This is a genomic window from Chryseotalea sanaruensis, from assembly GCF_003990915.1.
Lineage (GTDB): Bacteria > Bacteroidota > Bacteroidia > Cytophagales > Cyclobacteriaceae > Chryseotalea > Chryseotalea sanaruensis.
This window is the reverse complement of the sequence record NZ_BHXQ01000005.1, coordinates 147,213-170,707: the sequence shown is the minus strand read 5'-3', so window position 1 is coordinate 170,707 and position 23,495 is coordinate 147,213. Positions and strand designations below refer to the sequence as shown.

Below are 23,495 nucleotides of genomic sequence, written 5' to 3'. Positions count from 1 at the left end.
TATGTTAAACAACGACCAACTCGTACGTATTCTTCGGGAGTCTGCTCTACTGATGAAGCATGATTTCAATCCTATGGACTTGCGTTTTGCTGAAGCAAACAGGCGAAGCTATAATGATGAGGAATTTCAGGAATTTAAAAGAGACCTTGTTGAAGCTGGGAGCAAGGTACGTTTGATGCTACTGGAATACAGCCTTCCCGCTGAAGACTTTAAGCAGTTCATTGTTAAAGAAGAAGACTCTGTAATTGTGTTTGACGATAGCGGAGATGCTGTAGTCCCATGGATTATCCGCAAGCAAAAAAGAAAATTAATACAGATTATCATAGGCAATGAGGAATCAACTCAAGCTGAATTCAATACAGATGATGTATCGCAACTCTTACTAAACAATGATAGCGAAATTACATTCTTCGTAGTTGTTCCCTACCGCGGTTTAGTAAGTGAATACGGTTACGATCAGGATTTGTCTGGTGAAAAGATGAGTCCCGTGCGTAGGTTCCTGCGTTTACTCTCAACTGAGAGAAAAGATATTTATTATATATTTTTTTATGCACTGGTTGTTGGTGGTTTAGGCCTGGTGTTACCATTAGGCATTCAAACCACTATAGAATTAGTATCTGGCGGTGTATTCTTCAGTTCAATTTATGTGCTCATTGCTTTACTGATTCTGGCGGTATTACTAACTGGAGGTTTGCAGCTAGTTCAGATAAGTCTTGTGGAATATTTACAACGAAGGTTATTCGCCAAAGCTTCCCTGGAATTTGCTTACCGCATCCCCCGTATTAAAACGGAAAGTATCATGGGTAATTATGCTCCTGAACTAGTCAATCGTTTTTTTGATATCATGACTATTCAAAAAGGCTTACCTAAGTTGCTTATTGATTTGTCATCGGCAGGTATACAAATCTTTTTTGGTTTACTACTACTCTCTTTATACCACCCCTTCTTCGTTTTCTTCAGTATGGTACTGGTTACCGTATTAGCTCTGATTTTCTATTTTACTGGCCCAAGAGGTCTGGAGTCATCAATTAATGAATCAAAGTACAAATACAAAGTAGCGCAATGGTTAGAAGAGTTGGCGAGAGCGTTGAACTCGTTTAAGCTTGCAGGTAACACAGATCTTCCTATTAAACGAACAGATATTAATGTAAACAACTACCTCAAATACAGAAAAACACACTTCAATGTTTTGATAAGTCAGCTTTCATTCATTATTCTATTCAAAGCAGCAGTAACCGGAGGTCTTTTAATCATGGGAACCATCCTTGTAGTCGATAGACAAATTACACTTGGTCAGTTCGTAGCATCTGAAGTCATCATTATATTGATTTTGAATTCGGTTGAAAAAATTATCACATACATGGATGTAGTTTATGATCTTTTAACTGCCGTTGATAAAGTAGCAACAGTAACTGATCTCCCATTAGAAAAAGTAGGCGGAATAGATCTTCCTAAAAAATTAGTGCGTGGCTACGCTGTAAACTTAAAAGATGTTTATTACAAATATCCAAGTGGAGATCATGGTTTGAATAAACTAAATCTATCGATTGAGGCAGGTGAACGAATTTGTATTTCGGGGCCTGGTGGAAGTGGTAAGACTACACTAACCAATATTATTGCAGGTTTACAGGGTGGGTTTACAGGAATTGTTACCATTAACAATTATTCCATACGAGATCTCGATCTGACTCACTTACGTGATAAAATTGCGAAGAACATTTCACTCGATGATATTTTTGATGGCACCCTGTTAGAAAACATTACAGTAGGTAAACCAACGGAGGGCATAGAGGACGCCATCGATGCACTTGAAAAAGTTGGGTTAAGTGATTTTGTAAATAGCTTGCCTGAAGGTCTGAATACGCACATTCTCAGTGGTGGTAAAGGCTTCTCAAGTTCTGTTAACCAACGCTTAATCTTGGCGCGTTGCATTGCTAAAAAGCCAGAGATGATTATATTAAATGACTACTTCAACTTTATGAAGAAGTCTGATAAGGTGCTACTGATAGAGCGATTAGTGAGCAAAGAAAATAAGTGGACATTCATTGTTGTTTCTAATGATCCGCTTGTAATGGCCTCTTGCGACCGAGTTGTTGTAATAAGAGAAGGCAGCATTCTGGGCGAAGGAAAGTTTGATGAATTAATGCAACAAGGTTTGTTAGGAAATTATATAGAATAAGTATGCTGAATTTATCAAAAAATAGAATTGAACGTGCTATTCATCAGGACCGCTTGTATTCATTGCGTGCATTGAAAACACCGAATACTGGAAAAACTCTTGCAGCCATCTTAGCCACTATTGGGTTTATTGGTACAGTTATTTTGTTCTTGCCGTGGCAACAAAATGTTAGGGGAACTGGTAAGGTTACTGCCTTTAACCCTGCTAATCGTCCGCAAACAATCGAGTCTGTTATTGCCGGCCAGATACAAATTTGGCATGTACGCGAAGGTGACTTCGTTTTAAAGGGAGACACCATCATCACTATTCGAGAGGTTAAAGAAAAGTATTTTGATCCTCAATTATTACTAAGGCTAAAAGAGCAATTGAGTGCTAAGGTTAGCAGTTTGGATTCTAAAGAGAGTAAGGCAAAAGCACTTCAAAGACAAATACAAGCGCTACGTGCAACATTGGCTAATAAACTGGATCAGAGTAAGGCAAAACTTGATGCTGAAAAAGTTCGCTTTCAAAATGCGGAAAACCAATATCAACGCAACAAAAAACTTTTTGAAGCTGGCAACATTGCCCTTACCAAGTTTCAGGATATTGAATACAAATATCAAGGCGCACAAGCTGATTATCTAAATGCACAAATCGAATTAGACAGGGTCGAGGCTGAATACATGGATAAAATCAGTAAAGCTGAATCCGATTTAAGCTCAACTCAAGCTGATTTATTTGACACAGAAGGTGAAATTTCAAAATTAAGAAATGAATATGCCAATATGCAAATTCGAAACGAACGCTACCAAATTTTAGCTCCACAAAGCGGTTTCATTGTTAAAACAATGCAAGCCGGTATTGGCGAAACGGTAAAAGAAGGTGATCCTATTTGCACTATTATGCCTGATGTATCAGACTTGGCCGTAGAGCTTTATGTTAAGGCGATGGATGTTCCCTTGGTAGAAAAAGGAAGAAACGTTCGCATTCAATTTGATGGTTGGCCTGCACTTCAATTTTCAGGTTGGCCCAGTGTATCTGTTGGTACTTTTGGAGGCACCGTAAAAGTTATTGACTATGTAAGTTCTAAGCCTGGAGAATTTCGTTTGATTGTACTACCCGATGATAAGGATGAACAATGGCCAAAACAATTAAGGGTAGGTTCTGGAATTAAAGCTTGGGTAATGCTTGAGGATGTGCCCGTATGGTACGAATTATGGCGACAACTTAATGGCTTCCCGCCAAGTTTGTATGAAGAGCCATTGGATGATGTGATTGAGAAGAAGGAGGCTGCAGTTAAAAAGTAATATGAAGATGAGATATAGAAGAAAAACTTTATTGATTCTAATGCGTACTGTGTCATTCACCTTCGCTGTGTTCTGCCTGAATAAGGTGCAGGCACAGCAAGATTCTCTTTTCGTTTTACCGGACACGGTTAAAGCTTTTACACTTGAAAATTTCTATTCTCTTATTTTAGAAAACCATCCTACCGCAAAACAAACTTACCTACTCACCGATATTGCGAAACAAGAAATACGTTTGGCACGTGGCAATTTTGATCCAAAGCTCGAATTGTCTTATCAACAAAAAAATTTAGATGGTACCGAATATTATGATTTATTAGATGGTTCCTTAAAATTCCCAACAGCTCTACCTTTCGATCCAAAGGTTGGTTTTCAGCGCAATCAGGGACAATATGTTAATCCAGAAAACTACATCGCAGACCAATTTAATTATCAGCAATTTTATGCGGGCTTAAGTGTACCACTTGGTCGGGGTTTAATAACTGATGAGCGGAGAACTGCACTTCGACAGGCAGAATTATTCAGCGACATGACTGAAGCAGAACAGTTAAAACTTATCAATAAACTTTTGTTAGAAGCAACCAAAGAATATTGGCAATGGTATTTTGCTTATTACAATTATAGAATACAGAATAATGGTGTACGTTTAGCCCAGGAAATTTTCAGAAGAGTAAAAATAAATGCTTTACAGGGTGAAGCCGCATCCATTGATACCGTACAAGCACAAATAACGCTACAGGAGCGTTTAGTCCAGCAACAAGAAGCTTTACTTGATTTTAGAAATACTGGCATACAACTATCCACCTATTTGTGGGATAGCCTATCAAACCCACTCATACTTTCACTCAACCTAGCACCTGTAAGACCGAGCGAAAACTGGAGTTTAACAAAGGGTGCATTAGAAGAATTAAAGATTCAAGCCAAACAGAATCATCCTGAATTAAGAAAATTATCTGTTAAACTTGAGCAACTAGATGTTGAAAGAAAACTAGCAGTTGAATTTTTAAAACCCACCTTAGATGCCAGCTATACTTTTTTAAATCAGCCGTTCGATCCTAGGTGGAACTCATCTTTTGATTTAGGTGAGAACTATAAATTTGGTCTTGATTTTTCTTTTCCAATCTTTCTAAGAAAAGAAAGGGCAAAGTTGGCGCAAACTAAGATTAAGATCACTTCTACAGCATTTGAAAGAGGGTTGGCTGAGCGCGATATACTCAACCAAATTGAAAGTGCCTATAACACCATGGATGTCACGGGTAGTATGATAGCACAACTAGCTTCTATGGTTGAAAACTATGAACGCTTACTAGCGGCTGAATTTATGAACCTGGAAAATGGGGAGAGTGACCTCTTTAAAATCAATATTCAACAGGAAAAATTAATTAATGCACAGGCCAAGTTCTTAAAAATGCTTACCGAGTATGAAAAGAGCAAAGCCTTATTATACTGGTCAGCTGGAGTAAGTCAGTTGGGATTTGAAAACTAATTAAGGCATCATGCCTTATTCGCTAATCATTAGTCGCTGCGAATAAAGCAAGTGATTATTTTTCTTAAGACTGATCAAATAAAGCCCTGGTGTTAAAGTCAATTGTACTTGTTCTTGATATTCGTTGCTCAAACTCTTTGTAAACATTTCTTTACCCGTAAAATCAGTAACGATTAGTTCAGCGCTATCTAGTATACCTCTTTTACTTAGCACATTTACGAAACCTGTTGAAGGATTTGGAAATATGTTGACATCCATTTCTTCATACTCGATAGTTACCATTTTAATGCCCCCAACATACTTCGACTGCCCGTCAAGGTCAGTTTGCTTTAAGCGATAATAAACTTTACCCGCAGGTGGATTTTGATCTAGACTTTCATAGCTACTTAATCCATTAAAGGAACCCTTACCGGGAATTGTTAGCATGCTTAACCATTTTTTACCATCCATAGATCGTTCTAAAGTAAAGTAGTCATTGTTAAGTTCCGAAGCCGTTTGCCATTTAAGTAGCACTAAGTTCTTCTTACCCTCAGTAACAACTTTAGCATCGAATGATAAAAGGCTAACTGGTAATGGTGCGTTATTTATGGAAGCCAATGTATAAAATCCATTGCCAGTTGTTGTAAGATCAACTTCGGTAAAATAAACCTGATCTCCATCTGTATCGCTTGCTGTAGCAACAATTGACCAATCGCCTGAAGTACCGCTGCGATAAATTAACACATAGTTATTTGGATCCCCTGGAGTACCCGACAAACCCATTTCTGAAAAATCAAATGTAATGCTATCTGTAATGCCTATATTTCCTGTTAAGGTAAAATACCAGGCACGGTCTGATCGCTCCTCAATCGTTCCATTTACATCCGTACTGTTTGCACTATTTGTGGCTATGTTATGGCCAAACATAATAAAGCTTTCTGCTACCGCATCAGTGCCCAGGCGAACGGTCATACCAGCCGAGATTGACACGCCTACATCTCCATCCAAACCTCTGCCAGCACCACCAATATCCAGATCATTGTTACCATTTACTACATCATCACCTGTATAAAGATCGCTACCACTCAAATTAAATCCCCACTTAGAAGCAAGATAAGATTGAATAATTCTGATTTGTGTTGAATTCAAGACCGAATTGTAGACAATGACTTCAGCAATGTCTCCATCCAAAAAATAGTTTACATCTGAAGTATTGTTTAACCTGCCTAAATGGTAAACACCATTGCTTATTATAGCTGTGTTGCCAGGAGCAGAAAACGACAAAGCTCCGTTATAGTATAATTGATGGTAAGGAGATCTTAACTGATAGACAGCTGCGAAAGCGTGAACATTAGCCAAGCCTCCGTTAATAACTGGGCCATATTGAGGTATGTCTCCTTGAAAAGAATAATAGCGATTAGTTCTGAGAATGGCATCATTATTTCTTCGCCTTGATATGCTCGCTTTAGTGCCTAATGTTCCAGGGCCAGGTGATCCAAGATCAAAAACATAATCATTATTGTCTGCACCTTGATTAACTTGACCAAAACGAGCCACAGCAAACAAAGTAAAAGGCGCGTTGAAGGACGCCCCAAGTGAGCCAGCCATAAAACTGTTGGCACCATTAAAACGAGCAACACCATGTGCATTAAGTGCATTTGCAATGTAAACAGGTTGATTAGCACCAGTGGCCTGAGTTGCATCATGTGTGTTCGAAGTTAAATCTGGCCATATAGCAATGGGATCTCCATTATTAAAACCGACAAGTTGCGAGGCATCTAACCACAGTGCTAAATCTATACCTGAAGTTGAACCAATTCCTGCCGGGCCATTTCCTGTTGAAATGTTTACATTGCTTAGTAAGTTATTCACTATATCTTCAGTGGCAAGTGTATAGACTCCATCGGTAATTGCCAAGTTTATAAAATTAACTACATCACCAGAAATACTGTTTGCTGTTGCAATAATTTCCCACCCCATGCCTGCTCCCAACGAGCGAATTAAATAGTAGTTACTTGCGCTCAGCGGTGTTCCTCCAATACCGGCTTCTTCAAAATCAAAAGATAGATCGACTGTAAGGTCTGCACCTGTATTTGTTACATCTACTCCCCATGTTCTCGACCATCTTGCATCCAGTATTTCAGAAATTTCTGTTATATCAAAATCATTTACAGAGTTTAAGTTTGTTCTATGACCCCAGAGTAGATAATCTCCATTTTCAAATCCTGTGTTTATAGTAATATTCAAGCCAGCAGAAGTTGCTACTGATTGACTACCACTTACCTCCACACCAATACCGACAACCTCAAGATCAAAATTACCTTGAGCATTGTCATCAAACATATATAAGTCGTTACTAATTGACAGGTTGTACTTAGCAGAAAAATAATTAAATAAAATGTTTCGCTCAGCATCATTTAACAGTCTGTCTATTACAATTATTTCTGCAATATCTCCATCAAGATATGAAGTAAGTAATCCAGAACTATTTCTGCCAATGCTATAGTTTGCATTATCCCAGGTAGGTAACGCATCAAAATCATTCACTATTACCTGCGATGCATTATTAATGTATAATTGATGATAAGGGGCAATTGTATTATACCCAGCAGCAATGGCATACCATTGATTTGCACTAAGGCTTGGCCCCACCGATCTAGTAGGTATTGTAAAAGGCCCCTCGAATGAGTAATAGGCATGAGGAACGGCATCGTTAAAATCTTGTCTTGATATACTAGCTTGATTATTTCCTCCTCCCCCTAAACCAAAAACATACTGGCCTGTACCATCTGGTTGAGGATCAAGTCTAAAATTAGCAACAGCAATAATGGTAAGTGGAGCTGTAGGTGTTCCGTCAAGCATACCCTCCATAAATTCCTCATCATTACTTTCAAATTCAACTGCTGGAAACCCATTAATGACGTTTGGAGTGAATTGAGGGCTATTACTTATGAATGTGTTTGCCACTCTTCCCGACAAATCCGTCCAGGAATTTATGGCATCTCCAGTTTGATAGCCATCAGCAGCAAAATCTGAAGAGCTAAGCCACAGCAGGAGATCGCTACTTCCATTTCTGGACGCTACACCACCAGGGCCATTTTGTGCAAACACTTTGTGCAATACAAGGGTGAACAGAACTATAGTTAGTACTCTCATAGATTAAGCCAAAAAAATAAAAATAGTATGTTGGTACTATTAATTATGTTTTAAAAGGCTCAAAGAGTATTCTTATAAGATAAGATTAAAAGAATGGATTTCTTGTTATTTGAATTTCTTATCTCAGCACTATTTCGTTAAAAAATAATTAATGAATTTTAAGGACCCGTAGTCAAATAGATGAATGCAAAACTATACTTCCTCCTTTTTCCGATCTCCACTGTCTTCACAATGTGCTCAACAAAAAAAGAGCATGAGTTACTGCATTACAGAATACATAAGGATAGTCTCAACACTACAGACAGCATGGCTCTCCAAGAAAAAGCCATGCTTTGCATTGATACAAATAACACAACTGTAAAAATTAATCTTTCTTTAAGTGATTTGTTAAAGATTGAATCAGAAGAAGCGTTGTTAAAAAGTTTGGAAAAGATAATGTAGTAAGGTGTTACGATAGTAATGATTGCACTTTAGAAATCTCTCCAATATCCTTACTTTTTCTAAACTCAAAAAATGAAGTGAGGTGCCGATGGAGAGACACTATCAACTTTACGAATTTATCAAGTGTTTCGCACTACGGACACAAATCCGACTGGAAGACAATTGAGGGTATTGCGCTAGGCACAACTATAGATGGATTGGAAAAACTGAATGAGGATAGTTCTAAAAGTTTATTCTCCACTGTGCCCCTACAAATTTCAAGCGATGCTGATTCGGCAAAAACCGCTAATCTTGCTGTAGGTGTTATAGAATTGTGGGATATGCAGATTCCTTGAACCCCTAAAGTTATTTGAGTGATTTTACTTACTCATTACCAATGGAGCATTAGTGATGTGTTTTACTTTTAGGTTACAGGATTCACAATTGCCTCTATAACTTCTAATGCAACACGCTCACCAGAATTGAGTGCTCCATTTACAGTTCCCCAATCGCCCAATACATCAGTGGCCTCACCTGCAAAAAATAGATTGCCATTTATAGCTTCTGCTAAAGCAACTCTATATGATTTGATTATTTCGGGAAATACGAATAAAGAAATAATATCCGTACTATTTATTGAACAAAGCACTCGAAAAAACAGGTTAATTAAATCAATAGAAAGTTGAATACCAGAAAATAGGGATTAACTAAACAAAGTATAAGTACCTGATAGCCAGAGTGTAAGTATAAAATCAACCTTTTATCAACCCCAAATTACTTGTTCAAATTAATGCAACCAGGGACATTTGCAGATCATAAATTTTCACTAAACCATATTTATATGAAAAACAACTTATTGTACTTAGCAATGTTTCTGATAATTCTTTGCGTTCCCTTTAGCGGCAATGAAAATGAAGTTCGTTGGCTATGGGAAGACTTACCTTGGGTACCACTGATTTTAATTTTTACCTCGCTAATGTGTATAGCGTTATACATAATTAAACTAAGAATCTATGAAAAAAGAAACGGTAGCAAGTTAAATGAATAAAACAGAGCACCTAAAGCAGCTAGAAACTACTCACAAATGTTATTTACATTCACTAAAGCACACAAAATTATGAAACATTCAACTACTATTTTAATCATTATTTCAGTTTTCATCAGCAGTTTTCAATTAAGAGAAAACTCAAATACCAGGGATCAAGAATCTAAAGTTGTTAATGGCAGTATTGAGATAAATGCTAGTACAGCAAAAGTTTGGGATATAATTACCAATGAGGATCATGCAAAAATATTAGGGAATATATTTGTTAAAAATGGATTTGTTAAATCTGATTGGAAACTCAATTCTAAAGTCCATTTCATTTACGAGCCTGATTACATCGTATATTCTGGAATAATCACTAAAATCACAGAGGAAGAGTTTATTCAAATTGATTACAACATTAATGGATTGGAATATGTAGAAAAGTTCACGATCGAAAAACTAGGTTCTGTTGCCAAACTCTCAGCAGTCATTAGTCCATATGGTAACGATTACAACAAGCAAAAAGCAACCTGGCAAAATTGGTTATTAAAAGTTAAAGAATTAAGCGAAAAATCGCAAAAATAGATAAGGCTTTGTGAGTACATAGATTTACTAATTAAAAAACGAAATAACTATTGCCAGTAAAACCGAGTTTAGTTAATTATTCGTTTTATGTATTTTAAAATTTTCACTGATTTCATCTGATTGGTTTTCTTTCGTTAACTTAGTTCCTTCAATGTAATTAAGTTAAAACACATGATCTATTCTAAATCATGAAATTAGAAAGCATACTATTAAAATATAAAAACTATTTACTTGCAATTGCAATTGTGTTATCTGCTTTAGCTGTATCCATTAGAGGTAATGATGGAAAAGTCTTTTTGACTTTCCAAGATTATCCAATCGCAATTTTTTTGATGGTAAGCATAAGTACCTTTTTAGTTATGCTCTATATTCAAATTAGTAAAAGGAAAATAGAAAATCTTTCTAATCAAATTAAAGAGCATTCCAATGTAAATAGAGAGGGTTTTAGCGCTTTACTCGCAGAATTGACGACAAGACAAAAGGAAGTTTATGACTTAATAATTTCAGGAAAAACAAATAAAGAAATAGTTTCCGAACTCTTTATCGAACAAAGCACTCTAAAAACACACGTTAATCAAATCTACAGAAAGCTAAATATCAAAAGCAGAAGTGAATTAAAATCAAAAAACTGATAGTCAATATTAGATTATAAAATCAACTTTTTACCAACCCCAAATTAGTCCCTCAGATTAATCGCTACGTGGAGCTTGCATGTGCTTTGTAAGCGTACCAATACTGAAGCAAAATCTTTGGCAGTCCTTTTTGAGAATAAAAAAGCTGCAGATTATTTTGTGTAGAAACTCCTATAGTTACTTAATTGAAAGATTAAACCACAGGATTAACAATTGCTTCAATAACTTCTAATGCAACGCGCTCACCAGAATTCAGCGCGCCATTTACTGTTCCCCAATCACCCATCAAGTCAGTTGCCTCACCAGCAAAAAATAGATTGCCATTTATAGCTTCTGCTAAAGCAACTCTATCAGCTTCACTTCCACCAGGCAATGGATAAGAGTAACCACCTTTAATAAATTGATCAGCAGCCCAATCCTTAATGACAAAAGCATCTTTCACGTTTGTTGATGCTTTACCATCAAGTATTCCATCTAATTCAAGCACGACTTCATTAATGGCATTATTGCCCAATGCACCTAGCTCAACAGCTTTAGGCCCGTTAATGGTGACCGATAAAATTTTGTTAAATTCACTTCTGCCAACCCCCGCATTAAAATAAAGTGGGCCATCACTGCCTCCTAAAATAAATGAGGTATCATCTCCCCATAAATTTTGTCTGAAGTCAAGCACCATTCTTACACTGGCATCCATACCAATTTTTGACATTGCTCCGGTCTTTGAAGCAGGTAATGCCGGGTTAAATTGTATTTCTCCACCTTTTAAAATAGAGAGCGGCACTGCTACAATGACTTTATTAACAGTTACTACCTCCTCACTTTGATCCAGTGTATTAAAAACTGTCAAATCAATCGTTTCCCCTTGATTATCAATTCTTGTTACTTTACTATTTAGCTCAACAACGTCTACTGTTTGTGAAAAACGTGAGATCAGAATATCCTGCATGGGATTATTGCGCATGATCAACTCATCATTGTTTCTTTCGCGTTTTGTAAGTGCTTCTGCTAGAGCATCTGCACTCAGGTTTGCATTAGAAGTGCCGTACTCATTGCCAATTTGTGAATTAAGAATGCCCTGCATACGACCACCAATCCCCTGAGTATTTATAGCGTTTTGTATAGAATTGCCAGAAGCGGTAGATAAATTATTGTAGAAATTCTGGGCTGCTAGAAATTCACTATCTAAACTCGCTTCAGCTTCGCTGCGCAACGTACTGTCTATAATATATTTTTGAAAGGACTCACTCCGATAATCAACAGTAGGCACCCGCAACAAATCAATTACTTCGGCCCATGCGCCATTACTTCCCAAAACACGCTCTGCACCAATTTCAACCGGAAAATCTTGCTTTGGAAAAGCATTAAACTCTGCATTGAAGGCCCGAATTGAGTAAATGCGTCCACCTACACGGTTATTGGCCTCAAAAACCCTTACTTTAACGCCCTTGCTCCTTAGGATATCTGCAGCAAAAAGCCCTGCTGCCCCTGCGCCAATTATGGCCACTACGCCATCATAATTTATCTCCGGCCCAGGGTCGTTGTTAACACAAGAAGATAGCATACTCGGGAGAATTAATCCTGCCGACATACCAAAACTAAGGTGTCTAAGTGCTGATCTTCTGTTCACGTATAAATATTTAATGGAAAGATAAAGAACGTTATAGTTTTAAAGAAATTACTGGCATTTTCGCCCCATGAATGTCGATCATTCTCTTCAAGCAGCAAAGTTAAAGCGAATAGCCATTGTTGGGCCTGAATGTACGGGCAAGACTTCATTAGCCACGCAACTGGCCTCTATCTGCAAAACCACCTGGGTGCCAGAATATGCCCGCACTTTTCTGGAAAAATTAGGCAGACCTTATGTCGCCTCTGATTTGATTGATATTGCTAAGGGGCAGGTTAACTTAGAGGATAGCCTAGCTCTTCATGCCCACAGGTTATTGATTTGCGACACCAACCTTTTAGTAATAAAAATCTGGAGTGAATTTAAATACAACAGTTGTCATCCGTGGATAATTGAGAACGTTTTGAGCCGTCATTATGATCTCTATTTTTTAACAGACATAGATATGCCCTGGGAGGAAGACCCTCAAAGGGAAAATCCAGAACAACGAGAGGAACTTTTTGGTTTATATAAAAATGCTCTAGACAATATGAAGGTAAAATATATTTTACTTTCAGGTAACGAAGAAAAGCGCATTGAAAAAGCTTTAGCAGCAATAAAAGAATTGCAGAATGACTAAACATGATGCTTACGCAGCTTTAAAAGTAAAAGACTTTCGCTTATTTGTTTCTGCCCGTTTTTTTATAACACTGGCTATTAACCTGCAAGCAGTAATTGTAGGCTGGCAGGTGTACGAACTTACGCATGATCCATTGTCGCTTGGTTTAATCGGCTTGGCCGAAGCCTTACCCTCTATTACAGTTTCACTCTATGCAGGCCACGTTGCAGATATAGTGCAACGAAAAAAAATTATTCTTACCTGCATTTCTATTCTTGTTTTATGCTCGGTAGCACTTTTATTGTTCAGTTTAAATACCAATGCCCTCACCATTCAATTTGGTGTAGTACCCATCTATGCCGTTATTTTCTTAAGTGGCTTAGCCCGTGGTTTTCTAACGCCCGCCAACTTTGCGTACATGCCCCAATTAGTACCACGCGAAATTTTTAAAAATGCAATTACCTGGAATAGCAGTTTCTGGCAAACAGCCCTGATTGCTGGCCCTGCTTTAGGCGGATTTATTTATGGCTTTTTCGGATTGCAAACTGCCTATGTTGTAGATGTTAGTCTTACTTGTGTGGCGCTTCTGCTCATTTCTTTTGTTTCGCGTAAATCCCTACCTGCTGCTAGTGATGAACAAAGTACTGGAGATAAAATCAGGGCCGGTTTAAAATTTGTGTTTAGCAACAAACTAATACTTGGTGCCATTTCCCTAGATCTGTTTGCAGTACTGTTTGGGGGTGCCGTTGCCTTGCTTCCCATTTTTGCAAAAGAAGTACTACATGCAGGCGCTGAGGCGTTAGGCTTGCTAAGATCAGCTCCGCCAGTGGGTGCTTTAATAGTAGCTTTTTATATAGCACACAATCCAATAAATAGTAAAATAGGCAGAAAGCTGCTTTGGTCTGTGGCTGGTTTTGGTCTTTGTATGATTGCCTTTTCTCTTTCTACAAATTTCTGGCTCTCACTCGGCATCTTAATGCTAAGCGGTGGTTTTGATGGCGTAAGTGTAATCATTAGAAGTACGCTACTTCAAACACTTACACCTGAGAATATGAAAGGTCGCATTTCGGCTGTTAATAATATTTTCATTGGATCATCAAATGAGATAGGCATGTTTGAATCTGGCCTCGCAGCTCGCTTAATGGGATTAGTACCTTCTGTTATTTTTGGTGGAGCTATGACCTTGCTTACTGTAAGCATAACAGCTTGGAAAGCACCAAGCCTGAGGAAATTGGAAAATTTGGACTAAAGAGAACGAACTTTTTTGATCGATGGCTTTCATGTCAATTGATCTTTCTTTTCATTTGTAAATAAGCCCAAACCGACCATGAATCAACTCACAGGAGTTGAGCTTGCTCCATACTACCAGAAAGTAACGGATCAAGCCAACGCCATCGCAAAACGAGCTACTTTCTCCTTCTTTATTATTGGCATACTACTGGCAGCCTTTTACAATACGTGGTCAGCAGCATTTTTAGGTGGAATAGTCCTCGTGGCTCTATTCTTCGTGCCTTTGGCTTTAGGGGCCTATAACCGTTATTTGAACAGCCTGGTTCTTGCCAGCTTCACCATACAGTTTCACTACCAATTACAAGGCTTACAGGCATCACATTTTTTTTACTTTGTTGTACTTACCATCTTACTTTTTTATGAAGATTGGAAAGTGCTTATTCCTGCAGCTCTCCTTCATTTAGTTTTTGTTTCCCTTCTCTATTTTAAAAGTGATCACGCTTTGATCCAGCCTTTTGTGCTTCAAAGCGGTGCATTAACAGTTGGTGATTTTACATTACATACATTAATTGTAGCTGCCTACACGGTGCTTTGTGCTATCTGGTCTGAGTTGCAACACAGACAAACAAGCGAGGCGGCACAACAGGCTACACAAATGCAAAAACAACTTGCGCTGATTGAAAGCAACCAGCAATTTGCAGAAAGCATTAGCGTAGGTCAATTAAAATCCGAGTATCCTTCTGCCAATCCGGATAGTCTGGGGCTATCCCTCCTATCAATGCGTAAAAGTTTAGTAGAAGCGAATGAGCGCGAAGAAAAGGAGAGATTTACAACACTTGGACTTGCCACAATTGGCGAATTACTAAGAACCCATGTTAACGAATTGCAAACATTGTGCGATACTGTGTTAGCTGAGATTGTAAATTACATGAAGGCTAATCAGGGTTCAATTTTTACACTCGAGCAAGAGGGTACGGAGGATGAACATTTAAGGCTAATGAGTTCACGTGCCTGGAACCGAAAGAAATTTTTAGAGAAGCGAATTGAAATGGGACAAGGGCTGGTAGGCCAGGCAGCGATTGAGAAGTCTACCATTTACATGACGGATGTTCCTGAAAATTATGTTGTGATTACCTCTGGTTTGGGTGAGTCGAATCCTCGTTCAATCATTATTGTTCCTTTAAAAAATGAAGAGCGTGTTGTTGGTGTTTTAGAGTTAGCTTCCTTTAAAAAGTTTGAAAGTTTTGAAATTGAATTTCTTGAAAAAGTAGGTGAAAGTATTGCATCCACCATTTTAAACTCGCGCAACAACGAGCGCAATAAAGAACTGTTGGAACAATCCGGCATGATGACGGAGCAAATGAGGGCACAAGAAGAAGAGATGCGCCAGAACATGGAGGAAATGCAGGCAACGCAAGAAGAAATGGAACGTACTCAGCGCATGCTTTCTGAGCAGGCACGGGAGGTAAACGAAAAACAGAATAATTTAAACGCTTTGATAAACGCCACAAGCGATTCTATTATCGCAATGGATAAGCATTATAGAATTATTGTGATGAACGACACGCTTCGTAAGCGATATAAAGGCACACAATATGAAGGGTTGGATGTTGGTGCAGATGCCTTACAAACACTTGGTGCTGTTCGCGATGAATGGAAAGGACATTACGACCGCGCATTGGCTGGAGAAAATTTGCAGTTTGTGTTGAAGAGCTCGGTAAAAGGTGAAGATTCTTTCCGTGAATATTTTATTAACCCTATGATTGATGCTAAGGGATTGGTATTTGGTTTGTCTGTTGTTTCGCGCGATGTAACAAAAAGGCACAAAGCAGAAAATGAAACACTAAGAAGAGGCTTCATTATTAACGCATTAATCAATTTTACCAACGACTCATACTTTGCAATTGACAAAGAATACAAAATTCTGATTGCTAATAATACGTTGAAGAATCGTTTTCAAAATTCTGGGACAGTGTTAAGTGAAGACACAAAAATTACCGAGGTGCTTTCAGCAGATGCGTTGAAGATATGGCAAGATAGATATGACAGAGGACTGAGTGGTGAAAGACAACATTTTACAGAGGAAAGGGTAACCGGAGACAAAACACTTTACCTTGAAGTATTTGTAGAGCCTATTTTAGATGACAAGGAAGAAGTGATAGGTTGTGCAGTTGTTAGCAGAGATATTACAGAGCAAAAAAATGCTATAGACAAAGCAGCTTTACTCGAGGCGGAAATAGCGGTGAAGAAGATACGGTTGTGAGTGGTGTTAAGAACCAATTAACGATCTGTTCCTTGCGAAAAGTTCTCAAAATTAAAACCGGATAGAATACTTTGTAAGCTTGTAAGATCAATGTTTTCTGCGGATAACATTAAAAAAAAACGATCTGCTATACCTAGAAAAATCTGAGATGATGCTGCCTTACGACTGTAGGTTTCCCAGCCTGTATAATTTATTGCCGCAATATTTCTTGATACTAATGAATCCGTTTCTAAGCCTTTGTTATTTTGTGCATTCTTCATGGCCTGATTAAACATGATTTGAGCTTCCTTATAATCAAAGAGAAGAATCTTTACTTTTTGCTTACCCTTTGAAAACCTTCGTTCACAAACTGTGTAACGAATATCGCCTATGGCTTTCTGCGAACCCCGCATATCTCCATCTTCGTGATAGCCACCAATTTTATTGGGTATAAGTTTGGAGAGTGCTTCTGGGGGTAATAGCTTCTGTGCTGACAGTGTTTGTGCTGCCAATAACATGAGAACCATTAAGATTGTTAGTTTAACCACCTTGCTTGTTTGCTAAGGTAAACGGCTGAAAGGCAAATTAGTTATTACTTGTTTAAGCAAATCCATGTAATCACCCTTCATAGAAACAGTAATCAGGTATTGATCATTATGATATACATACAACTGGCTTGAATTATTCTTCTTATCGTATATCTCCTTGGCTTTATTATTACCAATTGTTATGTTCTTTGATTGAATTAATTCGTTGTTAACTTCCTTTCCATCTTCCCATGCGGAAGTTACCGATGTTATTACTTGTACACTTGTTCTGTAATCAATAATAACAATACTTATTGCCTCTTGTGATTTTTTATACTGTTTCGCGGCTATGAAGTATAGTTTCCCTTGAAGTTGCTGCTCTGATGCATGGTTATCGGCATCTTCAGCATAACCAGCAATTTCGGCAGGCAACCAAGCTTTCAAATCTTCGGGTGACTTAAATTCCTGTTGTGCCGAAAGAGCAGTCACGGTAAAAAACAGAAGAATAAAGACAGCTGCGCTTTTCATAAATAATATTTTAATGCACTACTACTTTTTTAATTTTGACGTGACGCTATATTCCTTTACTGTATCAATAAAACACTTCACTTTATCAACCTCCGTATCTGGATACAAACCATGACCCAAGTTGGCAATATGCGGATGTGTGCCAAATGCATCTAACATTCTTTTTGTTTCTCTTCTTACATCATCTAATGTACCGTAAAGCGCGCAAGGGTCAAGATTACCCTGCAAAACCTTATTAGGCAACATTTTGATTGATTCCTGAATATCCATATTCCAGTCGAGACCTACAACCTTACACGGAAGTAGGTTCATTGTTTCTCTTGCAAAAAATGCACCCTTGGCAAATACAGTCACAGGCACCTCATCAATTGCTTCGCAGATTTTACGTATGTAACGTAAAGAAAACTCATCATACTGCTCCGGGCTCAATATTCCGGCCCATGAGTCAAAAATTTGTAATAGATCTGCACCCGCTACTATTTGTCCCTTTAGGTAATTAATAGTGCTTTGGGTTATCTTATCAAGCAACTGATGGGCTAGTGCCGGGTTGGTATAAAGCATTTTTTTTGCTTTACTGAATGTTTTGCTTCCTCCTCCTTCAATCATATAGGAGAAGATAGTCCAGGGCGCGCCTGCAAAACCGATTAATGGCACACGGCCATTAAGCTCTGCCTTGGTTAGCTTTATAGCATCCAAAACATATTGCAGGTCTTCGGCCTGAGCAATTCTTAGATTATGGATATCTGCTGCCGACTGGATGACTTTAGGGAAAACCGGCCCCTTTTTCTCTTCCATTTCATAGGTTAAGCCCATTGCTTCAGGGATAACCAGGATATCTGAAAATATAATGGCGGCATCAACACCCAGTATATCAACTGGCTGAATAGTAACTTCAGTTGCTAATTCCGGAGTGGTTACCAGCGTTTTAAAATCACCAGCCGATTCTCTGACTTTTCTATATTCTGGTAGGATTCTGCCTGCCTGGCGCATTAGCCAAACGGGGGTCCGGTCTGTGGGTTTGTTTTGGGCCGTTTTTAAGAAAATATCATTTTGCAACATGGTGCAAAGAAACAAGGGAAGGGGACAATAAAAAAGAATATACTGGTGTTAAAAAATAAGACCAGCTAAATGGCTGGCCTTATTCTCATTAAATTTACTATCTCCTATTAATTTTCACTAACAACCGCGGCACTACCAGCTGCAGGTGGGTTATAAGCTAATTCGTTATCAGGTACACTCCAGTACTCAAAGAAGTTATAGTTAATGGTTGCATTAGTACTAATAACTCCATTTTTCTTGATCACGACTGCACCGGTTCTTCCTCCCGCCAAAACACCCCATCTTCTTGCATCATAGAAAGCAAACCCACGAAAAGCAAGAACAACCCTTCTTTCTCTTCTGAGTTCCTCCCTGGCTTCAGTTTGAGTCAGGCCAGTTCCCGAAACAGCTGCCAAGCCTGCTCCTTGTAAAGTACGGATTCCATCAATAATAGTAAGACCGGCATCAACAGAACCTGCTCCATTTATCAGGGCCTCAGCTTTCATTAATTCATTTTCTTCATAGAAACCCACACAGTACAATTCATAGGCTCCATCCGATCTATCGCACATTACAACAACACCATCAAGGCCGTCACCGCCATTTCTTAACGCCCATCTTGTATTAAATGAGTTACCTCTATCGGCATTTCCTAGCCAAGCCGTTCCCTGCGCAAAATTATTAGCCAAACGTTGGTCGCCCAGTTTAAAATCCTGAATCAATCGCTCGCTCACTTTATAGGTGCCCCCTTGTGCTGTAGTACCAAAGGTTTTTGCCGGAATGTTTCCTGTAGTTGATGACATGATATCACCATTGGCATTTGACCTCAAAGTAAAAGTATAATCATTGGCACCAACTCCGTTGTTGGTCAAATTGAGTATTTGTGTCCATTGTGCAGGAGTCATGTCTGCTGCATGGGTATTCACCAAAATATTCCTCGCCCTTAGGGTGTTAATATTACGAATCCACATAGCAGGGGTTAGTACCATTCCTTTTCCAACCTGACATATAGAAGGAATCAACGCACCTAATATATCATCAAATTCACCACCAGCAGATAAGCCATTGAGCAAAGTTTCTGCCTTTGCAAAATTTACCTCTGCTTCTGCAATGATCTGTTCCTTGGTTACATAATTACCATTAGATGTGAGCGGCTCATCATTAATTATCCCGGCAACGTACATTGAGCCAATTCGAGAATAGGCAAACCCTTTCCAAAAATAACACCATGCTTTTATTGTATTCTTTTTGACATCCGCATTGCCAAGAAATTCCACATCATCAACCAAAGAAAGTGTTACGTTACAGGCATTATTCATACCATACATAGCAGCCCATTCATGAAATAGTGGATTGTTACCTTGATTAGAGTTAACATTTACCTGATTAATAAGATCCTTCTGATTAGCAGGGCTTGCCGGATTCAGCACAATCTCACCATCATCATGTATTACCTGATCAGGCATAGCAACCTGATTCATAAACCAGTTTGCTGCCTCGATTCCGATTACATCTCCCATTAACTCATGGTAGCCAATAGCACCAGTCCAAAACCTTCCCGGAACGCCATCAGTGTATTTGAGGGACCAAAATCCGTTGACATAAACGCCCCCTTGGGCAAAGGCAACAATACCTCTCTCAGTTCTTGCACTTTCCGGAGTAGGTTGATTAGGATTTTTTATATCCAGCTGATCTTCACACGCATTCAGCGTGAGAAGAACGATTACAAGAGAAAATATTTTTATTCTTTTCATGGCTCTTCAATGTTAAAATCCAATGTTTAAAGTTGCCTGATAGGTCTTGAAATTAGGTAAAGTGTTGTGATCTGTTCCACGATCCCATGCTGAGTTGGTGGTACCTGAACTGATCTCTGGATCCATACCGGTATAGTCTGTTTTAGTCCAGAGATTTCTACCCGTTAAAACTAGTTGAAGTCTTGACATCTTGATATCAAATAGTTTTGCGAAATCAATACCAATAGCAACATTTCTCAGTCTCACAAAAGATGCATCTTCATAGAAATAGTCCTTTGTACCATTTGCCTGACGTTGTGCATAGACTCCGCGATAAAATGCAGACCACGCTCCTGTTTCTCCATTTATAGTAATTGGTCTGGTGTAGTCTGAATGAATACCATCGCGATACATCCATTCTTTTGTTTGATTATACAAATGACTACCCTGAACCCAGTCTACTTGAATACCAAAAGTCAGGAAGTTCTTATAGGTAAAATCATTTATGAAAGACATGTTAAACTTAGGGTATGGGTTACCGAAGCTGCTTCTTTCAGGTGTAAAGAATGGTTGTTTGGATGCAATGTTAACCACATAACCATTGCTTGCAACCTCATATAAAGGTCTGTCTGCTGGTGCAATATAAGGCTGACCTGTCAAGGGGCTTATGGCATCTAATGATCTTAATAGTTTAAATCCATATAGCTGGCCGATCTTATCTCCTGCTTTTAGCACATAATTGGAGCTACCTGCTGAGGAAACCACAACTACCTCTGCACCGCCCTTTACCTCATCAATTTGCGAAGATTGCTGTGACCAATTAATAGCTGTATTCCAGGTAATATTTGATCCTGAATAAACTGAAGCAGTTAGTGCCGCTTGTAAACCAGTTGAGCTTAACGAGAAGGCGTTGTCAAGAATGGTACCGATACCAGTTGAGGGGGCGGCATCAATCCTGAAAATTGCATTGTCTGTAGATCTTTTCCAATAGGTAGGAGAAAATGTAATGTTAGTTAGCCAATTTCCGCCAAGTCCTTGGAAAGTCATGTCTGTACCGATCTCAATTTCTTTAGATACTTCTACGTCCAATGCAGGATTAGACTGCCCTGGGCCAAAATAAAGAGAACCTGTTGATCCAAGTGTTCTGGTTGATAAGGTTGGGAAACGATCATACGGCTGTGGTTGAATACCTGCCTCACCATAAGCCGCACGAAACTTCCAATCCAATATTACATTTCCTATACTACTACCATCCCAGAAATTAAGTCCAGAGACTCTAAAGAAGGCATCTCCTCTAGGGAAAGTAAAAGGCTTGGATCCCTCACCGAATGCTGATGAATAATCACTTCTAAATCCTGCGGAAAGTCCTGCGATATCTCCATATTCAAAACGCTGACTTATCAAATATCCATATGTTACAAATTCCGTTGAGAAGTCTCTTCTTATGCTATACGTTGTTGCTTGATTTGCAGTTAATGGAGGATCCAATGGAATACCAACACCCGATGTGAAATACTCACCTCTTACATCCTTGCGATAGTCAAAAGCAATTTGCGTTACAGATTTAATCGGCAAGCTCATTTTAAAATCTTCCTTGAAATCAAATTTCGCGGTAGTGTTAGCAAGAAAATTCTGGAAGGTGTTTTTGAAAGTGAAATTTGTCATTTCACCTAAATTATCACCTGCATACCATGACACAAAAGCAGCCTGATCATTGGAGTTATCATTGTCGGATTGATTATACGCTATGTACTCAACTGATCTATTCTGATGATTAATACCATATTTTAGATCAACGTCAACATACTTAGGAAAAGCATAGTTAAGATTAAAGCTTTGAACTATATCAACTTTTCTATCATCGGAATCCTGATATTGTAATGTATAATTAGGATTTGTCTGATTCACTCCTGATGCATCTCCATAATAATAAGCATGATTACCTTTTGTGTCAAGCAAATTATAATCAACGAAAGGTCGTGCATTGAAGATACCAAACACCAGGTTATTAAGTCCAAAATCCTGCTTATTATATAGGTCTACAGTATTCTTTGTATAAACCAATTGTGTAATTGATCTTAACTTTAAGCCCTTTGCTAAATTAATGCCAACGTTGCTGGTAAAATTTGTACGGTCATTATAACCATCACCACGAAAGTTGCTTTCCTGTTTATTGTTTGAAGCTGACAAGCTGAAATCACCGTTTTTACTACCGCCAGAAATAGATAATGAATAGTTGGTGGTTTGTGCACTAGTAAAAAATTCCTTTATATGATCATGATATTGTAAGTTTCGATCATATGGCTTATTAATATTGGTGGTTGGGTCAATATTATTAAAAATTACGTTTTCTGAGTAAACGAGTGTAGCCGGATCCTGAACCAAAGGATTGCCTGAACCTCCTATTACCTCATTATTTGCATTGGTTGCAAATCCATGAAGGTTTGCCTTTCTCAGATTACCAACATTTAAAAATTGATTAGAAGCAACACTAGAAGAAAAGTCGATATTCAATTTTCCTTCCTTACCCTTTTTAGTAAAAATCTGGATAACACCATTTGCGCCCTGAGCACCAAAAATTGATGCAGCTGCAGCACCCTGAACGACCTCCACTCTTTCAACTGAGTTAAGATCCAACGAGTTTAAACTTGTACCTGCCATCTGAACACCATCCACCATAACCATAGGTGTTGTCCCCCCTTAAAAGAATATTAATGTCAGATCCTGGTGCTCCATTTGTAGCTTGAATCTGAGCACCTGCAATTTTTCCAATCAAAGCCTGGTCAATACTTGCTGTTGGCGCTATTGGCAATTGAGCGGAAGTGATCGATTCAACTGCGATGGCAAGTTTACGTTTCTCAGTTGGTACACCCACCCCGGTAACAACAACTTCTGAAAGTTGAGTAACATCGAGTGCTAACGAGACATCAACAACTGTCCTGTCACCAATTGCGATTTCTTGTGTTTGGAGACCAATGAAGGAGAAGATGAGAGAACCTCCTCCGGATGGTACACTTAATTTATAGCCACCGTCAGCATCTGTAACGGTACCATTTGTGGAGCCTTTAATCACCACGTTTACACCCGGCAAAGATGAGCCATCCTCCGTAGAGGTAACTCGTCCAGACACGGTACGTTCCTGAGCCCATACAGCCGAAAGCGCATAGACCATCACACTACATAGTAGTAGAAACTTTTTCATAGGTTTAGGTTTAAGGTTAGGTTAAC

General features: G+C 38.6%; 19 protein-coding genes. 10 read left to right on the top strand and 9 right to left on the bottom strand.

What is annotated here, in order from left to right; genetic code table 11:
• The first annotated feature begins 1 nt into the window (after position 1).
• The 3 genes from SanaruYs_RS13940 to SanaruYs_RS13930 are packed head-to-tail and all read left to right on the top strand — an operon-like array spanning position 2 to position 4,948.
• Positions 2-2,179 carry a peptidase domain-containing ABC transporter gene (locus SanaruYs_RS13940; protein WP_127123198.1) on the top strand — a complete coding sequence of 726 codons (2,178 nt, stop codon included), beginning with the start codon at positions 2-4 and terminating at the stop codon, positions 2,177-2,179.
• Positions 2,180-2,181: 2 nt separating this feature from the next.
• Positions 2,182-3,465, top strand: a complete 1,284-nt coding sequence (locus tag SanaruYs_RS13935) for an HlyD family secretion protein (protein WP_127123197.1) — start codon at positions 2,182-2,184, stop codon at positions 3,463-3,465.
• Between the two features lie 7 nt (positions 3,466-3,472).
• Positions 3,473-4,948, top strand: coding sequence for a TolC family protein (locus SanaruYs_RS13930; RefSeq protein ID WP_160118667.1), 1,476 nt, complete (start codon positions 3,473-3,475; stop codon positions 4,946-4,948).
• 15 nt (positions 4,949-4,963) lie between these two features.
• Here the strand turns inward: SanaruYs_RS13930 and SanaruYs_RS13925 are convergent, their stop codons facing one another.
• Positions 4,964-8,083 carry a DUF8202 domain-containing protein gene (locus tag SanaruYs_RS13925; RefSeq protein WP_127123195.1) on the bottom strand — a complete coding sequence of 1,040 codons (3,120 nt, stop codon included), beginning with the start codon at positions 8,081-8,083 and terminating at the stop codon, positions 4,964-4,966.
• Between the two features lie 180 nt (positions 8,084-8,263).
• Here SanaruYs_RS13925 and SanaruYs_RS13920 point away from each other — a divergent pair, with 180 nt between their 5' ends.
• Complete coding sequence (locus SanaruYs_RS13920) at positions 8,264-8,524, top strand: hypothetical protein (protein ID WP_127123194.1); 261 nt, start codon at positions 8,264-8,266, stop codon at positions 8,522-8,524.
• Positions 8,525-8,601: 77 nt separating this feature from the next.
• A complete protein-coding gene (locus SanaruYs_RS13915) occupies positions 8,602-8,859 on the top strand; it encodes a hypothetical protein (protein WP_127123193.1) in 258 nt (85 codons plus the stop codon).
• Between the two features lie 68 nt (positions 8,860-8,927).
• On the opposite strand, the gene SanaruYs_RS13910 is transcribed toward SanaruYs_RS13915, so the two are convergent.
• A complete protein-coding gene (locus SanaruYs_RS13910) occupies positions 8,928-9,152 on the bottom strand; it encodes an FAD-dependent oxidoreductase (RefSeq protein WP_160118665.1) in 225 nt (74 codons plus the stop codon).
• 468 nt (positions 9,153-9,620) lie between these two features.
• Here SanaruYs_RS13910 and SanaruYs_RS13905 point away from each other — a divergent pair, with 468 nt between their 5' ends.
• Together SanaruYs_RS13905 and SanaruYs_RS13900 are read left to right on the top strand one after the other, a co-directional pair.
• Positions 9,621-10,115, top strand: a complete 495-nt coding sequence (locus SanaruYs_RS13905) for an SRPBCC family protein (RefSeq protein ID WP_127123191.1) — start codon at positions 9,621-9,623, stop codon at positions 10,113-10,115.
• A 188-nt stretch (positions 10,116-10,303) separates the two neighbouring features.
• Complete coding sequence (locus SanaruYs_RS13900; RefSeq protein ID WP_127123190.1) at positions 10,304-10,747, top strand: response regulator transcription factor; 444 nt, start codon at positions 10,304-10,306, stop codon at positions 10,745-10,747.
• Positions 10,748-10,940: 193 nt separating this feature from the next.
• Here SanaruYs_RS13900 and SanaruYs_RS13895 read toward each other — a convergent pair whose 3' ends face one another.
• On the bottom strand, positions 10,941-12,374 hold the full coding sequence (locus SanaruYs_RS13895) for a flavin monoamine oxidase family protein (protein ID WP_127123189.1): 1,434 nt from the start codon (positions 12,372-12,374) through the stop codon (positions 10,941-10,943).
• Positions 12,375-12,441: 67 nt separating this feature from the next.
• Here SanaruYs_RS13895 and SanaruYs_RS13890 point away from each other — a divergent pair, with 67 nt between their 5' ends.
• From SanaruYs_RS13890 to SanaruYs_RS13880, 3 genes are all read left to right on the top strand, one after another.
• Positions 12,442-12,990 (top strand): AAA family ATPase, encoded by a 549-nt coding sequence (locus tag SanaruYs_RS13890; protein ID WP_127123188.1) that lies wholly within the window; start codon positions 12,442-12,444, stop codon positions 12,988-12,990.
• Positions 12,983-14,218 (top strand): MFS transporter, encoded by a 1,236-nt coding sequence (locus SanaruYs_RS13885; RefSeq protein ID WP_127123187.1) that lies wholly within the window; start codon positions 12,983-12,985, stop codon positions 14,216-14,218. The genes SanaruYs_RS13890 and SanaruYs_RS13885 overlap by 8 nt, the downstream gene beginning before the upstream one ends.
• 78 nt (positions 14,219-14,296) lie before the next feature.
• Entirely contained in the window at positions 14,297-16,462 is a 2,166-nt protein-coding gene (locus SanaruYs_RS13880) for a PAS domain-containing protein (RefSeq protein WP_127123186.1), read from the top strand.
• A 17-nt stretch (positions 16,463-16,479) separates the two neighbouring features.
• On the opposite strand, the gene SanaruYs_RS13875 is transcribed toward SanaruYs_RS13880, so the two are convergent.
• From SanaruYs_RS13875 to SanaruYs_RS20465, 6 genes are all read right to left on the bottom strand, one after another.
• Positions 16,480-16,968, bottom strand: coding sequence for a hypothetical protein (locus SanaruYs_RS13875; RefSeq protein ID WP_127123185.1), 489 nt, complete (start codon positions 16,966-16,968; stop codon positions 16,480-16,482).
• 33 nt (positions 16,969-17,001) lie between these two features.
• The gene (locus SanaruYs_RS13870; RefSeq protein ID WP_127123184.1) at positions 17,002-17,496 is read right to left on the bottom strand and encodes a hypothetical protein; all 495 of its coding nucleotides are present in this window, start codon (positions 17,494-17,496) and stop codon (positions 17,002-17,004) included.
• 21 nt (positions 17,497-17,517) lie between these two features.
• Positions 17,518-18,555 carry a uroporphyrinogen decarboxylase gene (hemE, locus tag SanaruYs_RS13865; RefSeq protein ID WP_127123183.1) on the bottom strand — a complete coding sequence of 346 codons (1,038 nt, stop codon included), beginning with the start codon at positions 18,553-18,555 and terminating at the stop codon, positions 17,518-17,520.
• 107 nt (positions 18,556-18,662) lie between these two features.
• The gene (locus tag SanaruYs_RS13860; protein ID WP_127123182.1) at positions 18,663-20,288 is read right to left on the bottom strand and encodes a RagB/SusD family nutrient uptake outer membrane protein; all 1,626 of its coding nucleotides are present in this window, start codon (positions 20,286-20,288) and stop codon (positions 18,663-18,665) included.
• A gap of 12 nt (positions 20,289-20,300) precedes the next feature.
• Positions 20,301-22,946, bottom strand: a complete 2,646-nt coding sequence (locus SanaruYs_RS13855) for a TonB-dependent receptor plug domain-containing protein (RefSeq protein WP_306307938.1) — start codon at positions 22,944-22,946, stop codon at positions 20,301-20,303.
• A complete protein-coding gene (locus SanaruYs_RS20465) occupies positions 22,894-23,469 on the bottom strand; it encodes a carboxypeptidase-like regulatory domain-containing protein (RefSeq protein WP_306307937.1) in 576 nt (191 codons plus the stop codon). The genes SanaruYs_RS13855 and SanaruYs_RS20465 overlap by 53 nt, the downstream gene beginning before the upstream one ends.
• Positions 23,470-23,495 lie beyond the last annotated feature (26 nt).

Excerpts from the sequence above, each read along its gene's own strand:
- SanaruYs_RS13885 (WP_127123187.1), top strand. The coding sequence starts at position 12,983 with ATGACTAAACATGATGCTTACGCAGCTTTAAAAGTAAAAGACTTTCGC.
- SanaruYs_RS13935 (WP_127123197.1), top strand. The coding sequence starts at position 2,182 with ATGCTGAATTTATCAAAAAATAGAATTGAACGTGCTATTCATCAGGAC.
- SanaruYs_RS13860 (WP_127123182.1), bottom strand. The coding sequence starts at position 20,288 with ATGAAAAGAATAAAAATATTTTCTCTTGTAATCGTTCTTCTCACGCTG.
- SanaruYs_RS13930 (WP_160118667.1), top strand. The coding sequence starts at position 3,473 with ATGAGATATAGAAGAAAAACTTTATTGATTCTAATGCGTACTGTGTCA.
- SanaruYs_RS13870 (WP_127123184.1), bottom strand. The coding sequence starts at position 17,496 with ATGAAAAGCGCAGCTGTCTTTATTCTTCTGTTTTTTACCGTGACTGCT.
- SanaruYs_RS13905 (WP_127123191.1), top strand. The coding sequence starts at position 9,621 with ATGAAACATTCAACTACTATTTTAATCATTATTTCAGTTTTCATCAGC.
- SanaruYs_RS13920 (WP_127123194.1), top strand. The coding sequence starts at position 8,264 with ATGAATGCAAAACTATACTTCCTCCTTTTTCCGATCTCCACTGTCTTC.
- SanaruYs_RS20465 (WP_306307937.1), bottom strand. The coding sequence starts at position 23,469 with ATGAAAAAGTTTCTACTACTATGTAGTGTGATGGTCTATGCGCTTTCG.
- SanaruYs_RS13855 (WP_306307938.1), bottom strand. The coding sequence starts at position 22,946 with ATGGTGGATGGTGTTCAGATGGCAGGTACAAGTTTAAACTCGTTGGAT.
- SanaruYs_RS13940 (WP_127123198.1), top strand. The coding sequence starts at position 2 with ATGTTAAACAACGACCAACTCGTACGTATTCTTCGGGAGTCTGCTCTA.
- hemE (WP_127123183.1), bottom strand. The coding sequence starts at position 18,555 with ATGTTGCAAAATGATATTTTCTTAAAAACGGCCCAAAACAAACCCACA.
- SanaruYs_RS13880 (WP_127123186.1), top strand. The coding sequence starts at position 14,297 with ATGAATCAACTCACAGGAGTTGAGCTTGCTCCATACTACCAGAAAGTA.
- SanaruYs_RS13890 (WP_127123188.1), top strand. The coding sequence starts at position 12,442 with ATGAATGTCGATCATTCTCTTCAAGCAGCAAAGTTAAAGCGAATAGCC.
- SanaruYs_RS13925 (WP_127123195.1), bottom strand. The coding sequence starts at position 8,083 with ATGAGAGTACTAACTATAGTTCTGTTCACCCTTGTATTGCACAAAGTG.
- SanaruYs_RS13900 (WP_127123190.1), top strand. The coding sequence starts at position 10,304 with ATGAAATTAGAAAGCATACTATTAAAATATAAAAACTATTTACTTGCA.
- SanaruYs_RS13875 (WP_127123185.1), bottom strand. The coding sequence starts at position 16,968 with ATGGTTCTCATGTTATTGGCAGCACAAACACTGTCAGCACAGAAGCTA.